Source organism: Microbulbifer celer, assembly GCF_020991125.1.
GTDB lineage: Bacteria > Pseudomonadota > Gammaproteobacteria > Pseudomonadales > Cellvibrionaceae > Microbulbifer > Microbulbifer celer.
The window spans coordinates 1,625,221-1,642,408 of record NZ_CP087715.1 but is presented as its reverse complement, the minus strand read 5'-3'; the positions used below and the strand labels follow the sequence as shown (position 1 = coordinate 1,642,408).

Annotated in this window: 18 protein-coding genes; 2 read left to right on the top strand and 16 right to left on the bottom strand. The window is 56.2% G+C overall.

Annotated features, from left to right (window positions below; genetic code table 11):
* Positions 1-28 precede the first annotated feature (28 nt).
* Positions 29-1,363 (top strand): glutamine synthetase family protein, encoded by a 1,335-nt coding sequence (locus LPW13_RS06910; RefSeq protein ID WP_230438710.1) that lies wholly within the window; start codon positions 29-31, stop codon positions 1,361-1,363.
* Between the two features lie 69 nt (positions 1,364-1,432).
* Here LPW13_RS06910 and LPW13_RS06905 read toward each other — a convergent pair whose 3' ends face one another.
* The 6 genes from LPW13_RS06905 to LPW13_RS06880 form a co-directional block, all read right to left on the bottom strand.
* A complete protein-coding gene (locus LPW13_RS06905; RefSeq protein WP_230438709.1) occupies positions 1,433-3,091 on the bottom strand; it encodes an alanine/glycine:cation symporter family protein in 1,659 nt (552 codons plus the stop codon).
* Between the two features lie 218 nt (positions 3,092-3,309).
* Positions 3,310-4,353 (bottom strand): D-cysteine desulfhydrase family protein, encoded by a 1,044-nt coding sequence (locus LPW13_RS06900; protein ID WP_230438708.1) that lies wholly within the window; start codon positions 4,351-4,353, stop codon positions 3,310-3,312.
* A gap of 105 nt (positions 4,354-4,458) precedes the next feature.
* The gene (gene yajC, locus LPW13_RS06895) at positions 4,459-4,791 is read right to left on the bottom strand and encodes a preprotein translocase subunit YajC (RefSeq protein WP_230438707.1); all 333 of its coding nucleotides are present in this window, start codon (positions 4,789-4,791) and stop codon (positions 4,459-4,461) included.
* Between the two features lie 227 nt (positions 4,792-5,018).
* Complete coding sequence (locus LPW13_RS06890) at positions 5,019-5,465, bottom strand: helix-turn-helix domain-containing protein (RefSeq protein WP_043316188.1); 447 nt, start codon at positions 5,463-5,465, stop codon at positions 5,019-5,021.
* A gap of 379 nt (positions 5,466-5,844) precedes the next feature.
* Complete coding sequence (gene bcp / locus LPW13_RS06885) at positions 5,845-6,321, bottom strand: thioredoxin-dependent thiol peroxidase (protein ID WP_230438706.1); 477 nt, start codon at positions 6,319-6,321, stop codon at positions 5,845-5,847.
* 80 nt (positions 6,322-6,401) lie between these two features.
* Positions 6,402-6,923, bottom strand: a complete 522-nt coding sequence (locus LPW13_RS06880) for a DUF2244 domain-containing protein (protein WP_230438705.1) — start codon at positions 6,921-6,923, stop codon at positions 6,402-6,404.
* A 333-nt stretch (positions 6,924-7,256) separates the two neighbouring features.
* Here LPW13_RS06880 and asnS point away from each other — a divergent pair, with 333 nt between their 5' ends.
* On the top strand, positions 7,257-8,657 hold the full coding sequence (gene asnS / locus LPW13_RS06875; protein ID WP_230438704.1) for an asparagine--tRNA ligase: 1,401 nt from the start codon (positions 7,257-7,259) through the stop codon (positions 8,655-8,657).
* Positions 8,658-8,729: 72 nt separating this feature from the next.
* Here asnS and LPW13_RS06870 read toward each other — a convergent pair whose 3' ends face one another.
* The 10 genes from LPW13_RS06870 to acpP form a co-directional block, all read right to left on the bottom strand.
* A complete protein-coding gene (locus LPW13_RS06870) occupies positions 8,730-9,710 on the bottom strand; it encodes a malate dehydrogenase (RefSeq protein WP_230438703.1) in 981 nt (326 codons plus the stop codon).
* 88 nt (positions 9,711-9,798) lie between these two features.
* Positions 9,799-10,431 carry a dUTP diphosphatase gene (locus LPW13_RS06865; RefSeq protein ID WP_230438702.1) on the bottom strand — a complete coding sequence of 211 codons (633 nt, stop codon included), beginning with the start codon at positions 10,429-10,431 and terminating at the stop codon, positions 9,799-9,801.
* Positions 10,432-10,479: 48 nt separating this feature from the next.
* Positions 10,480-11,256: a TatD family hydrolase gene (locus LPW13_RS06860; protein ID WP_230438701.1), complete on the bottom strand. Its 777-nt coding sequence runs from the start codon at positions 11,254-11,256 to the stop codon at positions 10,480-10,482.
* 130 nt (positions 11,257-11,386) lie between these two features.
* The gene (locus tag LPW13_RS06855; RefSeq protein ID WP_230438700.1) at positions 11,387-11,740 is read right to left on the bottom strand and encodes a PilZ domain-containing protein; all 354 of its coding nucleotides are present in this window, start codon (positions 11,738-11,740) and stop codon (positions 11,387-11,389) included.
* 115 nt (positions 11,741-11,855) lie between these two features.
* Positions 11,856-12,893, bottom strand: coding sequence for a DNA polymerase III subunit delta' (locus tag LPW13_RS06850; RefSeq protein WP_230438699.1), 1,038 nt, complete (start codon positions 12,891-12,893; stop codon positions 11,856-11,858).
* The gene (gene tmk, locus LPW13_RS06845) at positions 12,890-13,525 is read right to left on the bottom strand and encodes a dTMP kinase (RefSeq protein WP_230438698.1); all 636 of its coding nucleotides are present in this window, start codon (positions 13,523-13,525) and stop codon (positions 12,890-12,892) included. Before tmk ends, LPW13_RS06850 begins: the two co-directional genes overlap by 4 nt.
* Positions 13,526-13,532: 7 nt before the next feature.
* A complete protein-coding gene (mltG, locus tag LPW13_RS06840; RefSeq protein ID WP_268932686.1) occupies positions 13,533-14,606 on the bottom strand; it encodes an endolytic transglycosylase MltG in 1,074 nt (357 codons plus the stop codon).
* 49 nt (positions 14,607-14,655) lie between these two features.
* Positions 14,656-15,450, bottom strand: a complete 795-nt coding sequence (locus LPW13_RS06835) for an aminotransferase class IV (protein ID WP_230438696.1) — start codon at positions 15,448-15,450, stop codon at positions 14,656-14,658.
* 55 nt (positions 15,451-15,505) lie between these two features.
* Positions 15,506-16,747, bottom strand: a complete 1,242-nt coding sequence (fabF, locus tag LPW13_RS06830; RefSeq protein ID WP_230438695.1) for a beta-ketoacyl-ACP synthase II — start codon at positions 16,745-16,747, stop codon at positions 15,506-15,508.
* 171 nt (positions 16,748-16,918) lie between these two features.
* On the bottom strand, positions 16,919-17,155 hold the full coding sequence (acpP, locus tag LPW13_RS06825) for an acyl carrier protein (protein ID WP_010130751.1): 237 nt from the start codon (positions 17,153-17,155) through the stop codon (positions 16,919-16,921).
* Between the last annotated feature and the right edge of the window lie 33 nt (positions 17,156-17,188).

Sequence of the window (17,188 nt, the reverse complement as noted above, 5' to 3'; positions counted from 1 at the left end):
GGAAACCTCCTGATAATCAAGGTGCACCATGGACAAGATTACCCAGTGGCTCGCAGAACATTCCATTTCTGAAGTCGAGTGCCTGGTCCCGGACATGTCCGGAAACGCGCGAGGCAAATTTACCCCCACCGACAAATTTCTCACCGAAGACAGCCGTCTGCCTGAAAGCATTCTGGTGCAGACGGTAACCGGCGACTACGTCGATGAACACAACGAGCTGGTGGACCCCGCCGACACCGACATGCTGCTGGTACCCGACCCGGACTCCATTCGACTTAACCCCTGGGCCAACGAACCAACCGCGCAGATTATCCACGACTGCTATACCCGGGACGGTAAACCCCACCCCATCAGCACGCGAAATATCCTGAAACTTGTGCTGGAAAAGTACGCAGAGCAGGGCTGGAAACCGATTGTCGCACCGGAAGTCGAGTTCTACCTGGTCAAGCGTAATGTGGATCCGGATGAAAAGTTGTCCGCTCCGGTGGGGCGCTCCGGGCGCACGGAGAAAACCCGGCAATCCTACAGCATCGACGCTGCCAATGAGTATGAGTCGATCATTGAAGACATGTATGACTTCTGCGAAGCGCAGGGCCTGGATGTCGATACGCTGATTCACGAATCAGGCACCGCACAGATGGAGATCAACTTTCTCCATGGTGATCCGTTGAAACTGGCAGATCAGGTATTTACCTTCAAGCGCACCGTTCGCGAAACGGCTTTACGCCACGATATCTACGCGACGTTCATGGCCAAACCCATGGAAGACGAGCCCGGCAGTGCGCTTCATCTCCACCAGAGCATTGTCGATATCGAAACTGGCAAGAACATCTTTGTGGACGAAAACGGTGAAGAAAATGAGCACTTTCTGCACTTCATTGGCGGCATGCAGAAATACACTCCCGGGTTTATCACCTTCTTTGCTCCCAACGTCAATTCCTACCGCCGGTTTACTCCGGAAATGGCGGCGCCTACCAGCCTGCACTGGGGGTACGACAACCGCACGACTGGCTTGCGGGTGCCTGACAGCTCTCCCCAGGCAAAGCGCTTGGAAAACCGCTTCCCGGGCGCAGACTGTAACCCCTATCTCGCCATCGCTACCTCGCTGGCGTGCGGCTATCTGGGGATGATGAATAAAATCAAACCCAGCGAACCCTATAAAGGGGATTGCTCGAAAGAACCGATCTCCCTGCCCCGTACCCAGGAGCATGCTCTCAGCCTACTGGCAGAATGTCCCGAGGCCGTCGAGATGTTTGGTGACACCTTTGTACGTGCCTGGGCGGCGATCAAACGCGATGAGTACGAAGAGTTCACACGGGTAATCAGCTCCTGGGAGCGCGAGTACTTGCTGCTGAATGTGTAACCGCTTCACCCAAGATCCAAGCCCATAAAAAAACCGGCGATTGCCGGTTTTTTATCGGATATGAACCACTCATTTGTGCTCAGGATCTTTCCAGTAATCCTTGACTGTATCCTTCATCTCTCTTGCGAGAATGGAGATGCCGAAGAGGTTGGGTAGAGTCATCAACACAATGGCCACCGCCGATAGGTTCCAGATCACCGTAGTGTCCTCAATGGCAGCCCAGAAGAACGCCACTACGTACACTAATCGATAGGGCATCACGGCTTTCGGGCCGAACAGGTAAATCATCGACCGGTCGCCATAATAAGACCAGGCAATGGCCGTAGAGAATGCGAACAGCAGGATACCCAGGGTGACAATGTAGCTACCGTATTCACCAAAGAAGCCCTTCTGGAAAGCCAGGTTGGTGAGCGCCACAGAGTGCACCAGCGAGTTCCCCCAGATAGCGACATTCTCATTGACGAAGCGGCCCTGGTTCACATTCAGCACGCCACTGAACTCATCGTCTCCGACACGGAACTGAATATCCTCGGCAACGGATCGAGAATTGATGATGGTGAACTCTTCCTTATTGAGCGGAAGGCCATCGGCGACTATTACCGTTCCGGTATAAGGCCGCACCTCACTTTCTTTGCCGTTGAGGAAACTGAACAGCTGATTGACATCCTGCTCTTCCTGATCGGTGTAGCTACCCGCAACGACCGTCATATCCGCACGCTCAAACCGGTTTAAATGCTTTTCGCTCCACACCCCGGACGACAGGATGACCAAGCCCGTCAGCGTACAGATGATGAGAGTGTCGATGAACGGCTCCAGCAGGGAAACCATGCCCTCTGACACCGGCTCATCTGCCCGCGCCGCGGCGTGCGCAATCGGTGCCGAGCCCTGCCCCGCTTCATTGGAGAACAGCCCCCGGTTGACACCGCGGTTGAAGGCGTAGGCAAAGCTGGCACCGAGAAAGCCGCCCATGGCCGCACTGCCATTAAACGCGCCGGAGAACACCGCAGCGAAGGAAGGAATGATATTCTGATAGTTGTAGAGAATGACCGCCAGCGCGCCAATCACATACAGGACAGCCATCACCGGTACGATGGTGGACGTCACTTTGGCGATGCGGGTGATGCCGCCAATGATCACCAGGCCGAGCAGGATAGCCAGCACACCACCTGTCAGCATTTTGCTAAAGCCGAAGGTGTCATACATGGCCTGGGCGATATTGTTGACCTGCGGCAGGCTACCGGTGCCGAACGAGCTGATGACCGTAGCAATCGCGAAGATTACCGCCAGCCATTTCATGTTCAGACGACGCTCCATGTAAAACATGGGACCACCCGCGTAGTAACCGTCAGCAGCTTTGATACGGTACTTGTGCGAAAGCGTCACCTCGACGAACTTGGTCGTCATACCCAGAAACGCGGTTACCCACATCCAGAACAGCGCCGCCGGCCCCCCCAGGAAGATGGCCAGGCCGACACCACCAATATTACCAGTACCCACCGTGCCGGAGAGTGCAGTAGCAAGTGCCTGGAAGTGGGATGTATCCCCGGGATCACCGGGCTTATCGTATTTACCCCGTACAATTTTCAGGGCGTGGCCGAAATAACGGACCTGAGGAAAACCGAGGTAGAGCGTAAAGAAAAAGCCTACACCGAGCAGTACCCAGGGAAACCAGGGCGCAGAGCCCAGTAAACCATCCATGGATAAGAGCAGCTGATTAAAAGATTCCAAACGAACCCCCACTACTGATTTATTCTGTTTAATTTGTCTTCAGCAAAAGCACCGGATTCCGGCGCTCGATGCGAGGCAGATTAGCAGTTTCGATCCACAGAGAACAGGAGTGCGCCAATCAACAGCAGGATAGACCTGATTTCTGCCATAAATTACACAATTCACCAATTTTTCTGGCATTCAAGAAATTTTTGTCGCGCAAATTTTCCTGCGCCCCGCTAACCCGCATCCAGCACAAACTGCGTCCGGTGTGGAAATACCCCGAACTGGCCACCAGTGTGCACGAAAACGATATCTTTACAGCCGGAATAACCCCCATTTTTAATGTCCTGCAACATCCCGTTAAAGGCTTTTCCGGTATAAACGGGGTCCAATAAAATACCTTCCAATCTCGCTGCAGCACTGATCACTTCGTACACTTCCTGATCGGCAATTCCGTAACCAGGGCCGATATACTCATCACACACGTCGATGGATAATTTATGCGGATCAACGGCACTTTGCGAACCAGGGTGCGCCTGACGCCGATTCCAGTCCAGCACATCCCGTGCCACTTTTTCCTCGAAATAGCTACGATTGTCACAGACGGCGTATGCGCGCACCAGGTGAGCAGCGCCCATCAGATATCCGCCCAGGGTCAACCCGGCCTGGGTTCCCCCGCTTCCGCTGGCACAGATCACGTACTCCGGCGAAATCCCGTGATGCGCAAAATCCTCCTGGAGCTCTTCCGCCGCCCGGATGTATCCCCAGATTCCCAGGCCATCACTACCGCCGGTAGGAATGCTGAGTGCCCTATCCCCCTGCTCCGCATAGTACTGCTCCCAATGTTGGAACAATGCTGGCAGGTGCCCCACGTACTCTCTCAGAGGGACAAGAGAAACCGTGGCGCCGGCGAGATAGTCGACTAACAGATTGCCATCTGCGGGTACCGCGGACTCGCGGGGCTCCCGCCCTCCGCGCAAGATCAGGTGGGCCTGTAACCCGGCTTTCGCTGCGGCCAGGGCGGTAGCCCGGCAGTGATTGGACTGCTCTCCTCCACAGGTAATCAGGGTGTTACACCCCTGCGCGCGAGCTTCTGCAATGATGAACTCCAGTTTGCGCAGTTTATTGCCGGACATGGCGCTTTCGGTGAGGTCGTCCCTTTTTACCCAGATACGGGGCCCGCCATGGGGAGTGGAATACGCGGCCGTTATGCGGTCCAGAGGTTCCAACGGCGTGGGGAGGTTGGCCATTGGCACCCGTGCGGGATATCGGATTGACATACTTGCCCTCTTACCCTGAATCAGCTTGCCCAACTATTGGCTAAACGGAACCCGAATACAAAAAAACCCGGCATTGGCCGGGTTTTCAGATCGATCAAATCACGATCAGATGTTCTTGATGGTGCCCTTGGGCAGAACAGCGTGAACTGCAACTTTCTGGAACTTCAGTTTCATGTTGTCAGCCACTTCCAGAATCAGGTAGTCATCATCGACTTTCTCTACTTTACCCAGCATACCGCTGGTCATTACAACCTCATCACCTTTTTTCAATGCGGTGACCAGTTCCTGATGCTCTTTCTGGCGTTTGCGCTGCGGACGAATGATAAACAGCCACATAAACACAAACAGGCCCGCAAACATCAGCAGGGTAATCAAGGGGTTGCCCTGAGCTGCCGGAGCGGCCTCTTGCGCCATGGCGGCAGGAATAAAGAAATCCATGTTATGAACCTCGGTAGAGTTGGGAAAATTCTGGGCGCCAACTCTAACGATTTTACTGGGCAGTGGCAATCCGGAGCGCGCGATAGTGCAAACGCTCCAGATTAGCGCGACGCGAGGTATTTACACCGACAGGAATCGCCGACAACGTGACGATGGGCCTTGGGGCCCACGCACAGCCGTTTTCAATGATTCCTGGTACTACTTACCTGGTACTACTAGCAGAAGTACTAGAAGCGCTGGCGAACCTGACGGCGGTAACCGGTAGGAGACATACCTGTCCAACGCTTGAACGCGCTGGTGAAGCTTGTTCTGTCTGAGAAATCGAGGATACGGGAAATACCATCGACACTCAGTGCGGTATCTTTCAGGAAATGTACCGCGTGGCGGAAACGCACATGGTCACGTAGTGAGGCAAAACTGAGGTTGTGCTCCTGAAGGCGGCGCTGCAGGGTCCGGGTAGACATACTGAGATCGGAGGCCACCGGGCGAATAGCCAGTGATGCTTTACCGATCCGTTGTTCCAGTACGTCGATCACCCGGGCGGCAATACCAAAACTGGTTGCCTCCGGCGGCGCCAGCAGCTGGTCAAGAATGTTCGGATCGCCGGACAGTCTGGCCTGCTGCAAAGGCTTGTCTTCTGAGAGCGAAGCTTGATCTGGCTGAATATGGTTCATTGAGCTGCTCCTTGATGGATTCCTTGAGCCGCGGTTATTTTTTTACGCCCGCTTCCTGCGAGTCCCTAATTTACCACTACCAATACGACTGGCAACAACCTGGGTGTGGGCGCACCTGAAAACAGGCACAAAGCCTGCCCAGAACATCAAATGGGAGATACTACTTCCTCGCACCACACTCAATCGCTCTGGGCCATACGCTTGGGCGGCGCTCCTTTACACAAGCCAGTATAGACCATCTGGGGAGAATGCAAGGCGCGACAACGAATTTTTTTCGCCCGAATCACACCAAATTGTCGATAAGTCATTAGCCGCCCTTCAGTCAGGGCGACCTGTCTGAACAAAACTGTCTAAGATGACAGTGAGATGACGGATCCTGTCAAACCAGATTCTCGTCAATCCAGTTCAGAACATCATCGTGGTGCGACTTGGTTTTGACCTTCTCGATGATGTGTTGCAGACGGCCATTTTTGTCGATGATGAAGGTAGTACGAATCAGCCCCATGAACTCGCGGCCCATAAACTTCTTCAATCCCCAACAACCGTATTTGTCGGCGATCTTGTGATCTTCATCCGCGAGCAGATCAAAATTGAGCTCGTGCTTGTCGATGAATCGCTGCAGCTTGCTTTCTGGATCCGGACTGAGCCCCAGAACCACTGTGTCGCGTTCAGCAAAGGCATCGGCGCTATCGCGAATACCACAGGCCTGTGTAGTACAGCCTGGGGTCAGGGCTTTTGGATAAAAGTAGAGGACTACGTTTTTCTCGCCCCGGAAGTCCTTCAATGCCACTTTTTCGCCACTCTGGTTCTTCAGTGTGAACACCGGTGCGAGATTGCCGATTTTCGGAAATGCCATCTGCTCTCCCCTCTTTCTGTGCAGGCTGGAAAAAGCGGAGATTAAACGATTGACGCGGATTTATACAGATTACTGCCAGGTCAAAAGTCCTGATATTCAAAGCTGCGCTCTTTGCGGGCGCTGATACCACAATCACCCAGTTTTTCGATCAGCGCAGCCTTCTCCCCATCGGTCAGGAAATCACCTACTTCCAGACAGCCCTCGGGGCCAGTAAACGTTACCGCCGCCGGTTCTGTCGTGGTCGGCCCCATACGCACCAGTACCGCGAGACTGTCACGCCTGAATTCTGTGTGGTACTCCGGCTTCTCCAGGGTTCCACGGCCGGAATCCAGAACCACCCGATCATCGTTGATCCGGATCACCTGCCGCCGGGTGCCCTCCAGGTACACATACCCAAACAGCACCGCCAGCAGGAGGACTTCCAGCCCGGCAAACGGGATCACCATCCAGGCTCCGGCAAGGGCGAAGGCAATACTGATCCCGAGGGAAACCGCAACCAGGGAGATGAACACCCACAGGTTGCCGGCAAGAGAAAGGGATTGGTTTGGGGCAAGCAGAATACAGGCCCGACGACCACGGCGGCCGGTGACTTCTTTGACCATGATGCAACATCCATCACTGTGACCCCCTCAGTGTAGGACAGCGCCAAATTGAACAAAGAGTCACCAGTCAGGCATTAGGGGTGTCACGTCATGTGCGAATACAGATCCCGGCCACCGTCCCGTCACTTGCGCGTATTCGAGGCTTCTATACTGGCCCCGCGGGCTGGATTTTCCTTCCGGGAGGCGGCAAGATGCCTGCCGTTAACCCCTAAGGCTGTAGCCAGCAGTAACCCGGGAGCGCCCGGCCACAAGCCGTGCACCAGACAACGCCCAATTCCAAGTCAAAATTGGGCAAGGCTCTGGGCAAGATTCCCGGACAACAAGAGCAAAACCATGCAAGTTGAATCCATCGATACGCTATTGAAATCCAGCGGGCGCGAGGGGCAGACCGTTCGCGTTCAGGGCTGGATCCGCACACGCCGCGACTCCAAAGCCGGCCTATCCTTTCTCGCCGTGCATGACGGCAGCTGCTTCGACCCGATCCAGGTCGTTGTGGAAGCCTCCATCAGCAACTACCAGTCCGAAATTCTGCGCCTCACCACCGGCTGCGCCGTGGACATCGAAGGCACCATCAAGCCTTCTGAGGGTAAAGGACAGTCTATCGAGCTGCTGGCCACTAACGTCACTGTGGTGGGCTGGGTGGAAGACCCGGATACTTACCCCATGTCCCCCAAGCGCCACAGCATGGAACACCTGCGCGAACACGCGCACCTGCGGCCGCGCACCAACGTGAGCGGCGCGGTGGCGAGAGTACGCAACTGCATCGCCCAGGCGATTCACCGCTTCTTCCACGAGCGCGGATTCAACTACATCCACACCCCGATCATCACCGCTTCCGACTGTGAAGGCGCGGGTGAGATGTTCCGGGTGAGCACCCTGGATCAGACCAACCTGCCGCTGACGGATGGAGGTGCTGTGGATTACGCGGAAGATTTCTTCGGCGAAGAGACTTTCCTCACCGTATCCGGCCAGCTGAACGTGGAGAGCTACTGCCTGGCGCTGTCCAAGGTGTACACCTTCGGCCCCACCTTCCGCGCGGAAAACTCCAACACCACCCGTCATCTGGCGGAGTTCTGGATGGTGGAGCCGGAAATCGCCTTCGCGGATCTTGCGGACTGCGCCAACCTCGCGGAAGAAATGCTGAAGTATATCTTCCGCGCGGTGCTGGAAGAGCGCCCGGACGATATGGCGTTCTTCGCCCAGCGCATTGATAAGGAAGCCATCAGCCGCCTGGAAAACATCGTTGATAACGAATTTGCTCGAATCAACTATTCCGAGGCGATCGAGATCCTGGAAAACTGCAAAGAGAAGTTCGAGTTTCCGGTTTCCTGGGGTATCGACCTGGCCTCAGAGCACGAACGCTACCTGGCGGAGAAGCACTTCAAAAAGCCAGTGATCGTGCTCAACTACCCGAAGGACATCAAGGCGTTCTACATGCGCATGAACGACGACGGTAACACCGTTGCGGCAATGGATGTCCTGGCACCGGGTATCGGCGAGATTATCGGCGGCTCCCAGCGTGAAGAGCGTCTGGACAAGCTGGATGCGCGCATGGATGAAATGGATATCCCGAAAGCGCACCTGGACTGGTACCGGGACCTGCGCCGCTACGGCACCGTGCCCCACGGTGGTTTCGGTCTGGGGTTTGACCGTATCGTTTCCTATGTGACCGGTATGGGCAACATCCGCGATGTCATCCCCTTCCCGCGTACACCGCGCAATGTGAAGTTCTGAGCCTTAACCCGGCACAAAAAAACCCGCACACTGTGCGGGTTTTTTTTGGCTTTTACTGATTACAGTAAAAGCTTACGGCAGCAGGTGCGCAACAGCGTCGCGCTCTTCAGCCAGTTCGGTCTCGGTCGCAGTCATCTTCTCACGGGAGAAATCATTGATGTCTACGCCCTGAACGATTTCCCAATCACCGTTCTTGCACACAACCGGGAATGAGTAGATCAGGCCTTCCTGGATACCGTAGGAACCATCGCTGTACACACCCATGCTGGTCCAGTCGCCTTCGGCAGAGCCCAGCGCCCAGTCGTGCATATGGTCGATGGCGGCGTTGGCTGCAGACGCTGCAGAGGAAGCGCCACGCGCCTTGATGATCGCGGCACCGCGCTGCTGTACGGTCGGGATGAAGTCGTTCTCGTACCACTCCTGGTCCACTTTACCCATGGCGTCTTCGCCGTTCACCTTGGCCTGGTGCAGGTCAGGGTACTGGGTCGCGGAGTGGTTGCCCCAGATGGTCATGTGAGTGATGTCATTCACCGTGGATTCGGTCTTGTTCGCCAGCTGCGTCAGCGCGCGGTTGTGGTCCAGGCGAGTCATGGCGGTGAAGTTACGCGGATCCAGATCCGGTGCGTTACGCTGGGCAATCAGCGCATTGGTATTGGCCGGGTTACCCACAACCAGGACTTTCACGTTGCGCGCGGCAACATCATTCAGGGCTTTGCCCTGAGCGGAGAAGATTGCGGCGTTGGCTTCCAGCAGGTCTTTACGCTCCATACCCGGACCGCGCGGACGCGCGCCTACCAGCAGAGCGTACTCCGCGTCTTTGAAGGCAACGGTCGCGTCGTCAGATTGTACGATGCCAGCCAGCAGCGGGAAGGCACAATCTTCCAGCTCCATGGCGACGCCTTTCAGCGCTTCCAGTGCGGGAGTGATTTCCAGCAGCTGAAGAATAACTGGTTGATCTTTACCGAGCATTTCGCCGGCAGCGATGCGAAACAGCAGCGAATAGCTGATCTGACCGGCGGCGCCGGTAACTGCAACACGAACAGGTGCTTTCACGTTTAATCTCCGTTGTTTTCAGGCGCCCGCATTATAGGGCCTTGCGAATTAATTGCATTATCCTTTGGTCGGAATCGGGCCCAGATGGTCAGGCCAAATCCTTCTGAGAGCCCGTATAGCGGGTTTTCAGGGCCGAATACAGCTGATTACTGAAATTTTCTGCTGTACTGTCCAGAGATTCTGCAATTTCCGCCAGATGCTCGTTGTCTTCCTTTCCGAACCACAACTTCTGGTAGGTCCCCTCCTTGTAGCCGTGGTCCTGACGGAAACGATTGAGGACGTTCTTGCCCACATAGCGGCGGTACAGATCCTCAAATGGCAACTCACAGTCGGTCATTAATTGTGCGAAGCCGACCAAATCGAACTGTTTGCTGGACAGGGTGTTGAGCGTGAAGGCCTCCAGGTTTTCCCGGAAATTACCGGCAGCAGGCTGCTCACCAGCCAACTGCTGTTCCATTTTCGCGGCCACTGCGTCCGGACTACCCTGTTGCAGCTCCAGGCTCAACCCAAAGTGCCAGATGTCCACCAGCTCCAGCTTCACCTGCTCCATTTCCGGATCCTGCTTCTTCCACCACTTCCAGCCGTAGTGGTCGAGCAGCTCTGCGCTCTCTACCCAGATGGCCCGGTACCAGGGGAAATTCTGGCCACGCCAGTTTTCGTTGACGAGCGTATTGATGTCGTCCTGCAAGGCCAGCATGGTCTGCAATTGCTGTTGCAACATAAGCAATTCCTGATGATCGTCTAGATGACTTGTAATAACCCTGCGCGCTCAAGCGGCGCGGGGGAATAATCGATGGAAGTTATTGGTGGTGATTTCAGCCAGCTCTTCGTATTCGAGCCCGCGCAACTCGGCGATGAATTCCGCCACCTCGCGCACATAGGCGGGAATATTTGGTTTGCCGCGATACGGCACTGGCGCCAGATAGGGAGAATCGGTCTCGACCAGCAAGCGATCCAGAGGGACCTGTTTGGCGACTTCACGTAGTTCTGCCGCATTCTTGAAAGTCACAATGCCTGACAGGGATATGTAGTAATTGAGATCCAGGGCGGCCTTGGCCATTTCCCAGCTCTCGGTAAAGCAATGCAATACGCCGGCATGCTCGCGGCTGCCGTGCTCCCGAATCAACTCGATCGTATCCTCGCGCGCATCCCGGGTGTGCACAATCACCGGCAGCCCGGCTTTGGCCGCTGCCTGCAGGTGGGCGGTGAAACTCTGCTTTTGTACGTCTTTGGTTTCGGTGCTGTAGTAGTAATCCAGCCCGGTTTCCCCCAGTGCAACCACGTTGGGTTGTTTGGACAGCTCAATCAGCCTGTCTACATCAGCGAGCCCGGACTCCACGTCCAGCGGGTGCACGCCGACAGAACAAACCACATCATCGTGTTGTCCGGCGATTTCCACCACGCGATCTGCATTGTCCAGACTGATACCTACACAGAGAAACTTACCGATACCACGGCTGCGGGCGAGATCGAGCACTTCGTTCAATCCGCCGTCAAACTGTTCGAGCTTCAATCTATCGAGATGGCAATGGGAATCGACCAACATCGGAACTTTACCTCCGGTTCGTGTGGTGAGGAAATATGTGAACGGAATTATACAGACGGGGCAGCACCTTGCGATGCTGCCCCGTCAGTCAGGCTGCAGAAAGCCCTGTCAGAAACTTCGCCAGAAAGTTTCAGAGCGTATGGGTTGGGCGGCTGGATTCCAGGGAGCCCGCCAGCAGGGTCTCAATCTTGGCCTGAGCGGTGTTTTCCTTGTCACTGAACTGGATTCCGATACCCGGCGTGCGGTTGCCCTGGGCACCGTTAGGTGTAATCCAGACCACTTTGCCGGCCACCGGCAGCTTTTCCGGTTCGTCCATCAGGCTTAACAGGAGAAACACTTCGTCTCCCAGGCTGTACGACTTATCAGTACTGATAAACAGGCCGCCATTCTTCACAAACGGCATGTAGGCCGCGTAGAGCACCGACTTGTCCTGGATTTTCAGCGATAGAATGCCGTTGCGGGCGCCGCCACCCATGCCTTTCATACGCTACCCCGTATCCTTTTGTGTTGTTCCTACGCTGATCTGACGTAGTTTTTTGTTGTGTGTAGTTTCTTGTTTTGCGTTGTGGCGTTACGGTACCCCGACTTCCACGGGGTGTCTAACGAAATATCCTGGCCCAGCGAATCAGCAGCTCCTCTACCAGTAACCGCTTATTCGGGTTGCTGTTGCCGGACAGTAGCTGCTTCGCCTTGAGCAATTGATCGTAAAAACCAAACAGTGGGCGCAAGCTCTCCGGGCCACTCCCCGGCAGGCGTTGCAATAAACCCATCACCTGTGAATCCGCCGTCGTGTCCGTGCTGCGCGCTTTCAGCATCTGGGTAATCCAGTTCTGCCAGAACTGCAGCAATAACGTCAGGTCCGCCCCCTCCCCCGGGTTCTCCCAGCGCCCCGCCAGTTCAACCGGACTGGCGCCTGCTCGGCTCAGCACCGTAAGGTCAGCGAGAAATTTTTCGCGTACTTCCTGCGCCTCTGGCTCTGACAGGGCCACCGCCTGTATTGGTGCGCCGCCGGAAAGCGTCAACGCGCGTTCCGCCGCCTCACCGGTGACACCGACGTCAGACAGCCAGCGCAGGGCCACTTGTTGTGGCGGGACAGGGAAAGCAATGCTCTGGCAGCGACTGCGGATGGTCGGCAGCAGTCCAGAGGGGCTGTCTGTGATCAGCAGGAAAATGACCGATCCGGAGGGTTCTTCCAGATTCTTGAGCAGCGCATTGGCCGCATTGATATTCATCGCCTCAGCGGGCGCCAGCTGTACTACGCGTGCGCCTTCACGGCCACTGGTTCGCCCCACAAACTCGCCCAGCTGACGAATCTGCTCCACTTTGAGCGGCCCCTGTGGCTTCTCCGGCGCGATATAGAGGATGTCCGGATGGGAGCCTGCGATACGCAGCTGACAGCCGCGACATTCGCCACAGGCAAGCCCGTGACGGGGCTGGTCGCACAGCAGTAGTGCTGCAAAAGCATCGGCGAACTGGCGCTTGCCCAAGCCTGGCTGGCCACTGATCAGCAACGCATGGGGACACCGCCCGGTATTCCACTGAGCGCCCAATCGCTGCCACTGCGCGCCCTGCCACGGTAGCGGAGAAGGCACCGGGGCTTGACGCCCGACCGGGTCGCGGCTTACTTCCTGACTCATGGCTGAACCACCAATCTATCCAGCTCCGCGGCTAACTGGTCCTGGACCGCAGCAAGCCCCTGCGAGGCATCAATCACTGCATAGCGCGCGGGGTCCGCATCGGCACGGGCACGATAGGCCTCGCGCACCTTGTGAAAAAATGCGAGCTGTTCGCTTTCAAAGCGATCGGCTTCACCGGTGTTGGCCGCCCGTTGCAGGCCAACCTCCGGATCGAGATCCAGCAACAAAACACAATCCGGTCGCAGATCCCCCTGTACGGTCTGCTCCAGTTGCGCAATCAGGGATTTATCCAACCCCCGGCCTCCGCCCTGATAGGCATAGGTGGCATCTGTGAATCGATCGCAGATTACCCACTGCCCGGCAGCCAGCGCCGGTCTGATCACCCGATTGAGATGCTGGGCCCGCGCGGCAAAGACCATCAAGAGTTCAGCGGTCGGATCTACGGACTCATCGCGCTTTTGCAATAACAGTTCGCGCAATTGTTCTGCCAGCGGCGTACCTCCGGGCTCCCGGGTTTGAATAAAATCGATCCCCCGGGATTCAAACCATTGCGTGACGAAGTTCAGGTTGGTGGATTTACCCACGCCCTCGCCCCCTTCCAGGGTGATAAATCTACCGCGTTTTTCTTGCATGAAAGTCTTACTGTTCTGATTCTGTCGGCGACTCGGATTCCGCAGCGGCGGGACTGGAGCGGTAATTACTACGACGCTGCAACTGGTATTTACGCACCGCCCGATTGTGCTCCGCCAGCGAGGCAGAGAAATGATGAGTGCCATCGCCCTTGGCAACAAAGTACAGCGAATCGCCGTCTTTGGGGTGCAGTGCAGCGTGTATCGCCTCGCGCCCGACCAAGGCAATGGGCGTAGGCGGCATACCGCCAATCACGTAGGTGTTGTAGGGGGTTGCCTGCCGGAGGTGTGAGCGCAGCAGGTTGCCATCGTAGGACGCACCAAGACCGTAGATCACGGTGGGATCCGTCTGCAGGCGCATGCCCTTTTCGATACGTCGCACAAATACGCCGGCGATCTCGTCCCGCTCCCAGGGTGCACCGGTTTCCTTTTCGACAATCGAGGCCATGACCAGCGCCTCGTAGGCATCATCGTATGGCAGGCCATCCGCGCGCGCTTCCCACTCCTGGCTCAGCACCTTCTGCAGACGCGCGTGGGCCTGCCGCAACAGGTCAATATCGCGTATGCCGGAACGATAGACGTAAGTATCGGGGAATATCTGCCCCTCGGGATTACCATCGATTCCCAGGGCAGCCGCTGCCGCCTGGGGAGACTCGCCGGCCGGCGTCTTGACGATACGGTCCGAAGCACGGATCTGCATCAGGGCCTGCTGGAACGTCCAACCTTCCACCAACGTCACACGATAGCGGGTGACATCCCCACGGTGCAGGCGCGCCACCAGATCCATGGCATTGCTGCCGGCAGGAATCATATATTCCCCCTGATGAATACTGGTCTGATCCTTCAAACGCGCGTAAATGCGAATAATCCGCGGATGTTGCACCGCACCCTGCTGTTCAAGGCGATGCAGTACCCGGGAGAGGCTACTCCCGCTATCCACTTCTATCCGCAGGCCATCAGTGCCGACCGCTAATGGCTGAACAAGAGTGGCCTGTGCCGTCCACAGCAGTGCTGCGCCACCGGCAGCTCCCATCACCAGCACCAGGAAAAACCAAAGCCAGAATTTTCGGCGCCTGGGAGGCACCGGGGATTTTGTCTGTTTTTTCGATTTCGATATTTTGGCCACGATCACTTCACCACAATTCTTGCGCGACCAGGCGCTGCAATTGAGTCACTGGAGATTCTGACCCGAAATCTTTGCGGGGTATCCAGTCGCTGTCAAATACAGAGGTTACCGGAATCACGCCTCGAACGCTGTTACACAGTGCCAATTCTTCTGCGGTATGTAGATCGCACAGCCGGAGCTCCGTTTCTCCAAGTTGAATCCGGTCTTGCAACCAGGAGCGCATCACGCCTCGGACACCACACCGAGCCAGGTCCGGCGTCCACCACTGCCCGTCGCGGTACATCAGCAGGTTGCAACGGAGGGTCTCCACCAGCGCGCCCGAAGTATCCAGCAACAGCCCTTCCCAATCGGCAGCCCTGCCATGGAGCTCGGCAGACGCCTTCTCGTAGGCGGCCCGATCCAGGCGCTTACAGCCGGATTCGGAGGCAGAACCACTCACCAAATGGGTCGCGCAGGGGTACAGTGTTACCCCGCCACTCCACGGGGTTTCCCTCTCCAGAGGGAAAGCACTCAAATCCCAATGGGGTATTTCCTCAACACTGCCATAGCGCAGACGCACCCGGGCACCGTTGCGCCACGCGCTAACCGCCACGCCAATCTGCGCCAGACCGGCTTCGATACGTTTGATCGTTGCCTCGTTAATTCCGGAGCAACGCTGCAACCGATCCCGGTGGTAGGTCCAAAGGGAAAACGCTCCGCCCTGACAGCGCATGGTTTCCAGATATCCATTGCTGTAGTCAGCATCCGCAAGTGACGATGCGGTGATTCCGGTAGCAGAGTAATAAACTGGTGAGGGATGCATTGAGTGGATACTAAAGTGCGCCGCCCTCCCCTGAAAGGAGAAGGCGGCTATCGGATCAGACGCGCTTGAAGACGAGCGAGCCATTAGTACCGCCAAACCCGAAAGAGTTGGACAGTACCGCATCGATCTGCATTTCCTGGGCCGTGTGCGGCACCAGGTTCAGGCCAGAACAAGTCTCGTCGACATTGTCCAGGTTGATGGTGGGCGGCGCCACCTGGTCACGCAGGGCCATCGCAGAGAAAATGGCTTCAATCGCGCCAGCCGCTCCCAGCAGGTGCCCCGTCATAGACTTGGTGGAGCTCACGGCCAAAGTGTCTGCGGCGCCTTCAAATACGGAACGTACCGCGGCAATTTCCGCTTTGTCGCCCAGGGGGGTGGATGTACCGTGCGCATTGATATACTGCACAGCGGCAGGTTCCAGCTGTGCGTCCTGCAACGCATTGTGCATCGATTGCGCCGCGCCCGCGCCATCTTCCGGCGGAGAGGTCATATGGTGGGCATCGCCACTCATCCCGAACCCGGTGAGCTCGGCATAAATGTTCGCACCACGCGCCTTGGCGTGTTCGTATTCCTCAAGCACCAGCACACCAGCGCCCTCCCCCAATACAAACCCGTCGCGATCCGCATCCCACGGGCGACTGGCTGCCTGAGGGTCGTCATTGCGCGTAGACAATGCGCGCGCCGCGCAGAACCCACCCAGCCCAACGGGCGTGGTGACCATTTCGGCACCGCCACAAACCATGACATCGGCATCGCCGTACTGAATGGTACGCAGGCCGAGGCCAATGGCGTGGGTGCCTGTTGTACATGCGGTAGTAGTAGAAAGGTTCGGTCCTTTCATTCCATATTTGATCGACAGATTACCGGACACCATGTTGATGATGGCACCTGGGACAAAGAAAGGAGATACGCGGCGCGGACCTTTTTCCGCAATCAGCATTGCGTTCTGTTCAATGGCGGCAATGCCACCCATTCCGGAACCAATACAGGCACCGATACGAGGTGCATTGGTATCATTTACTTCAAGACCACTGTCCTCGAAGGCCTGAATACCCGCACTCATACCGTACTGCAGGAACATGTCCATCTTGCGGGCTTCTTTCGCCGGCAATTGGGGCTCCGGATCAAAATCTTTCACAGTGGCGGCAAAGCGAGTTGAAAATGCCGATACGTCAAATTTGTCGATATCGACAACGCCACTTTTACCTGCCAGCAGAGCGGACCAGGTGCTTTCAAGGGTATTGCCCAGTGGGCTTACAGTGCCCATACCGGTAATGACTACTCTTCTACGCGACACTTGCGCCTCCCCCGAATCAATCCAACATGCCGATGACAACATCACTGTCAGCGGTCATTTTTTTGTAAGGTACAAATAAACGGAGAGCCGCGCTATGCAACATAGAACGGCTCTCGCGATTCACGCGTAAAGGGAAAGCTTTCCCCTTACTTGTAAACTACCCAGCAGAAATCAACCAAGGTTCTGATTGATGTAGTCGATTGCCAGCTGAACAGTTGTAATTTTTTCCGCTTCTTCGTCCGGAATCTCGGTTTCGAATTCCTCTTCCAAAGCCATTACCAGCTCAACTGTGTCGAGGGAGTCAGCGCCCAGATCTTCAACAAAGGATGCTTCAGGTTTTACATCTTCTTCCTTCACGCCCAGTTGTTCAGCAACGATCTTTTTTACGCGCTCTTCAATGCTGCTCATGATTCAAATTAACTCCTAGTGGAAAAAAATCTA

Excerpts from the sequence above, each read along its gene's own strand:
- LPW13_RS06900 (WP_230438708.1), bottom strand. The coding sequence starts at position 4,353 with ATGTCAATCCGATATCCCGCACGGGTGCCAATGGCCAACCTCCCCACG.
- LPW13_RS06890 (WP_043316188.1), bottom strand. The coding sequence starts at position 5,465 with ATGAACCATATTCAGCCAGATCAAGCTTCGCTCTCAGAAGACAAGCCT.
- asnS (WP_230438704.1), top strand. The coding sequence starts at position 7,257 with ATGCAAGTTGAATCCATCGATACGCTATTGAAATCCAGCGGGCGCGAG.
- tmk (WP_230438698.1), bottom strand. The coding sequence starts at position 13,525 with ATGCAAGAAAAACGCGGTAGATTTATCACCCTGGAAGGGGGCGAGGGC.
- LPW13_RS06850 (WP_230438699.1), bottom strand. The coding sequence starts at position 12,893 with ATGAGTCAGGAAGTAAGCCGCGACCCGGTCGGGCGTCAAGCCCCGGTG.
- LPW13_RS06865 (WP_230438702.1), bottom strand. The coding sequence starts at position 10,431 with ATGTTGCAACAGCAATTGCAGACCATGCTGGCCTTGCAGGACGACATC.
- LPW13_RS06880 (WP_230438705.1), bottom strand. The coding sequence starts at position 6,923 with ATGGTCAAAGAAGTCACCGGCCGCCGTGGTCGTCGGGCCTGTATTCTG.
- yajC (WP_230438707.1), bottom strand. The coding sequence starts at position 4,791 with ATGGATTTCTTTATTCCTGCCGCCATGGCGCAAGAGGCCGCTCCGGCA.
- bcp (WP_230438706.1), bottom strand. The coding sequence starts at position 6,321 with ATGGCATTTCCGAAAATCGGCAATCTCGCACCGGTGTTCACACTGAAG.
- LPW13_RS06855 (WP_230438700.1), bottom strand. The coding sequence starts at position 11,740 with ATGAAAGGCATGGGTGGCGGCGCCCGCAACGGCATTCTATCGCTGAAA.
- LPW13_RS06910 (WP_230438710.1), top strand. The coding sequence starts at position 29 with ATGGACAAGATTACCCAGTGGCTCGCAGAACATTCCATTTCTGAAGTC.
- LPW13_RS06835 (WP_230438696.1), bottom strand. The coding sequence starts at position 15,450 with ATGCATCCCTCACCAGTTTATTACTCTGCTACCGGAATCACCGCATCG.
- acpP (WP_010130751.1), bottom strand. The coding sequence starts at position 17,155 with ATGAGCAGCATTGAAGAGCGCGTAAAAAAGATCGTTGCTGAACAACTG.
- LPW13_RS06860 (WP_230438701.1), bottom strand. The coding sequence starts at position 11,256 with ATGTTGGTCGATTCCCATTGCCATCTCGATAGATTGAAGCTCGAACAG.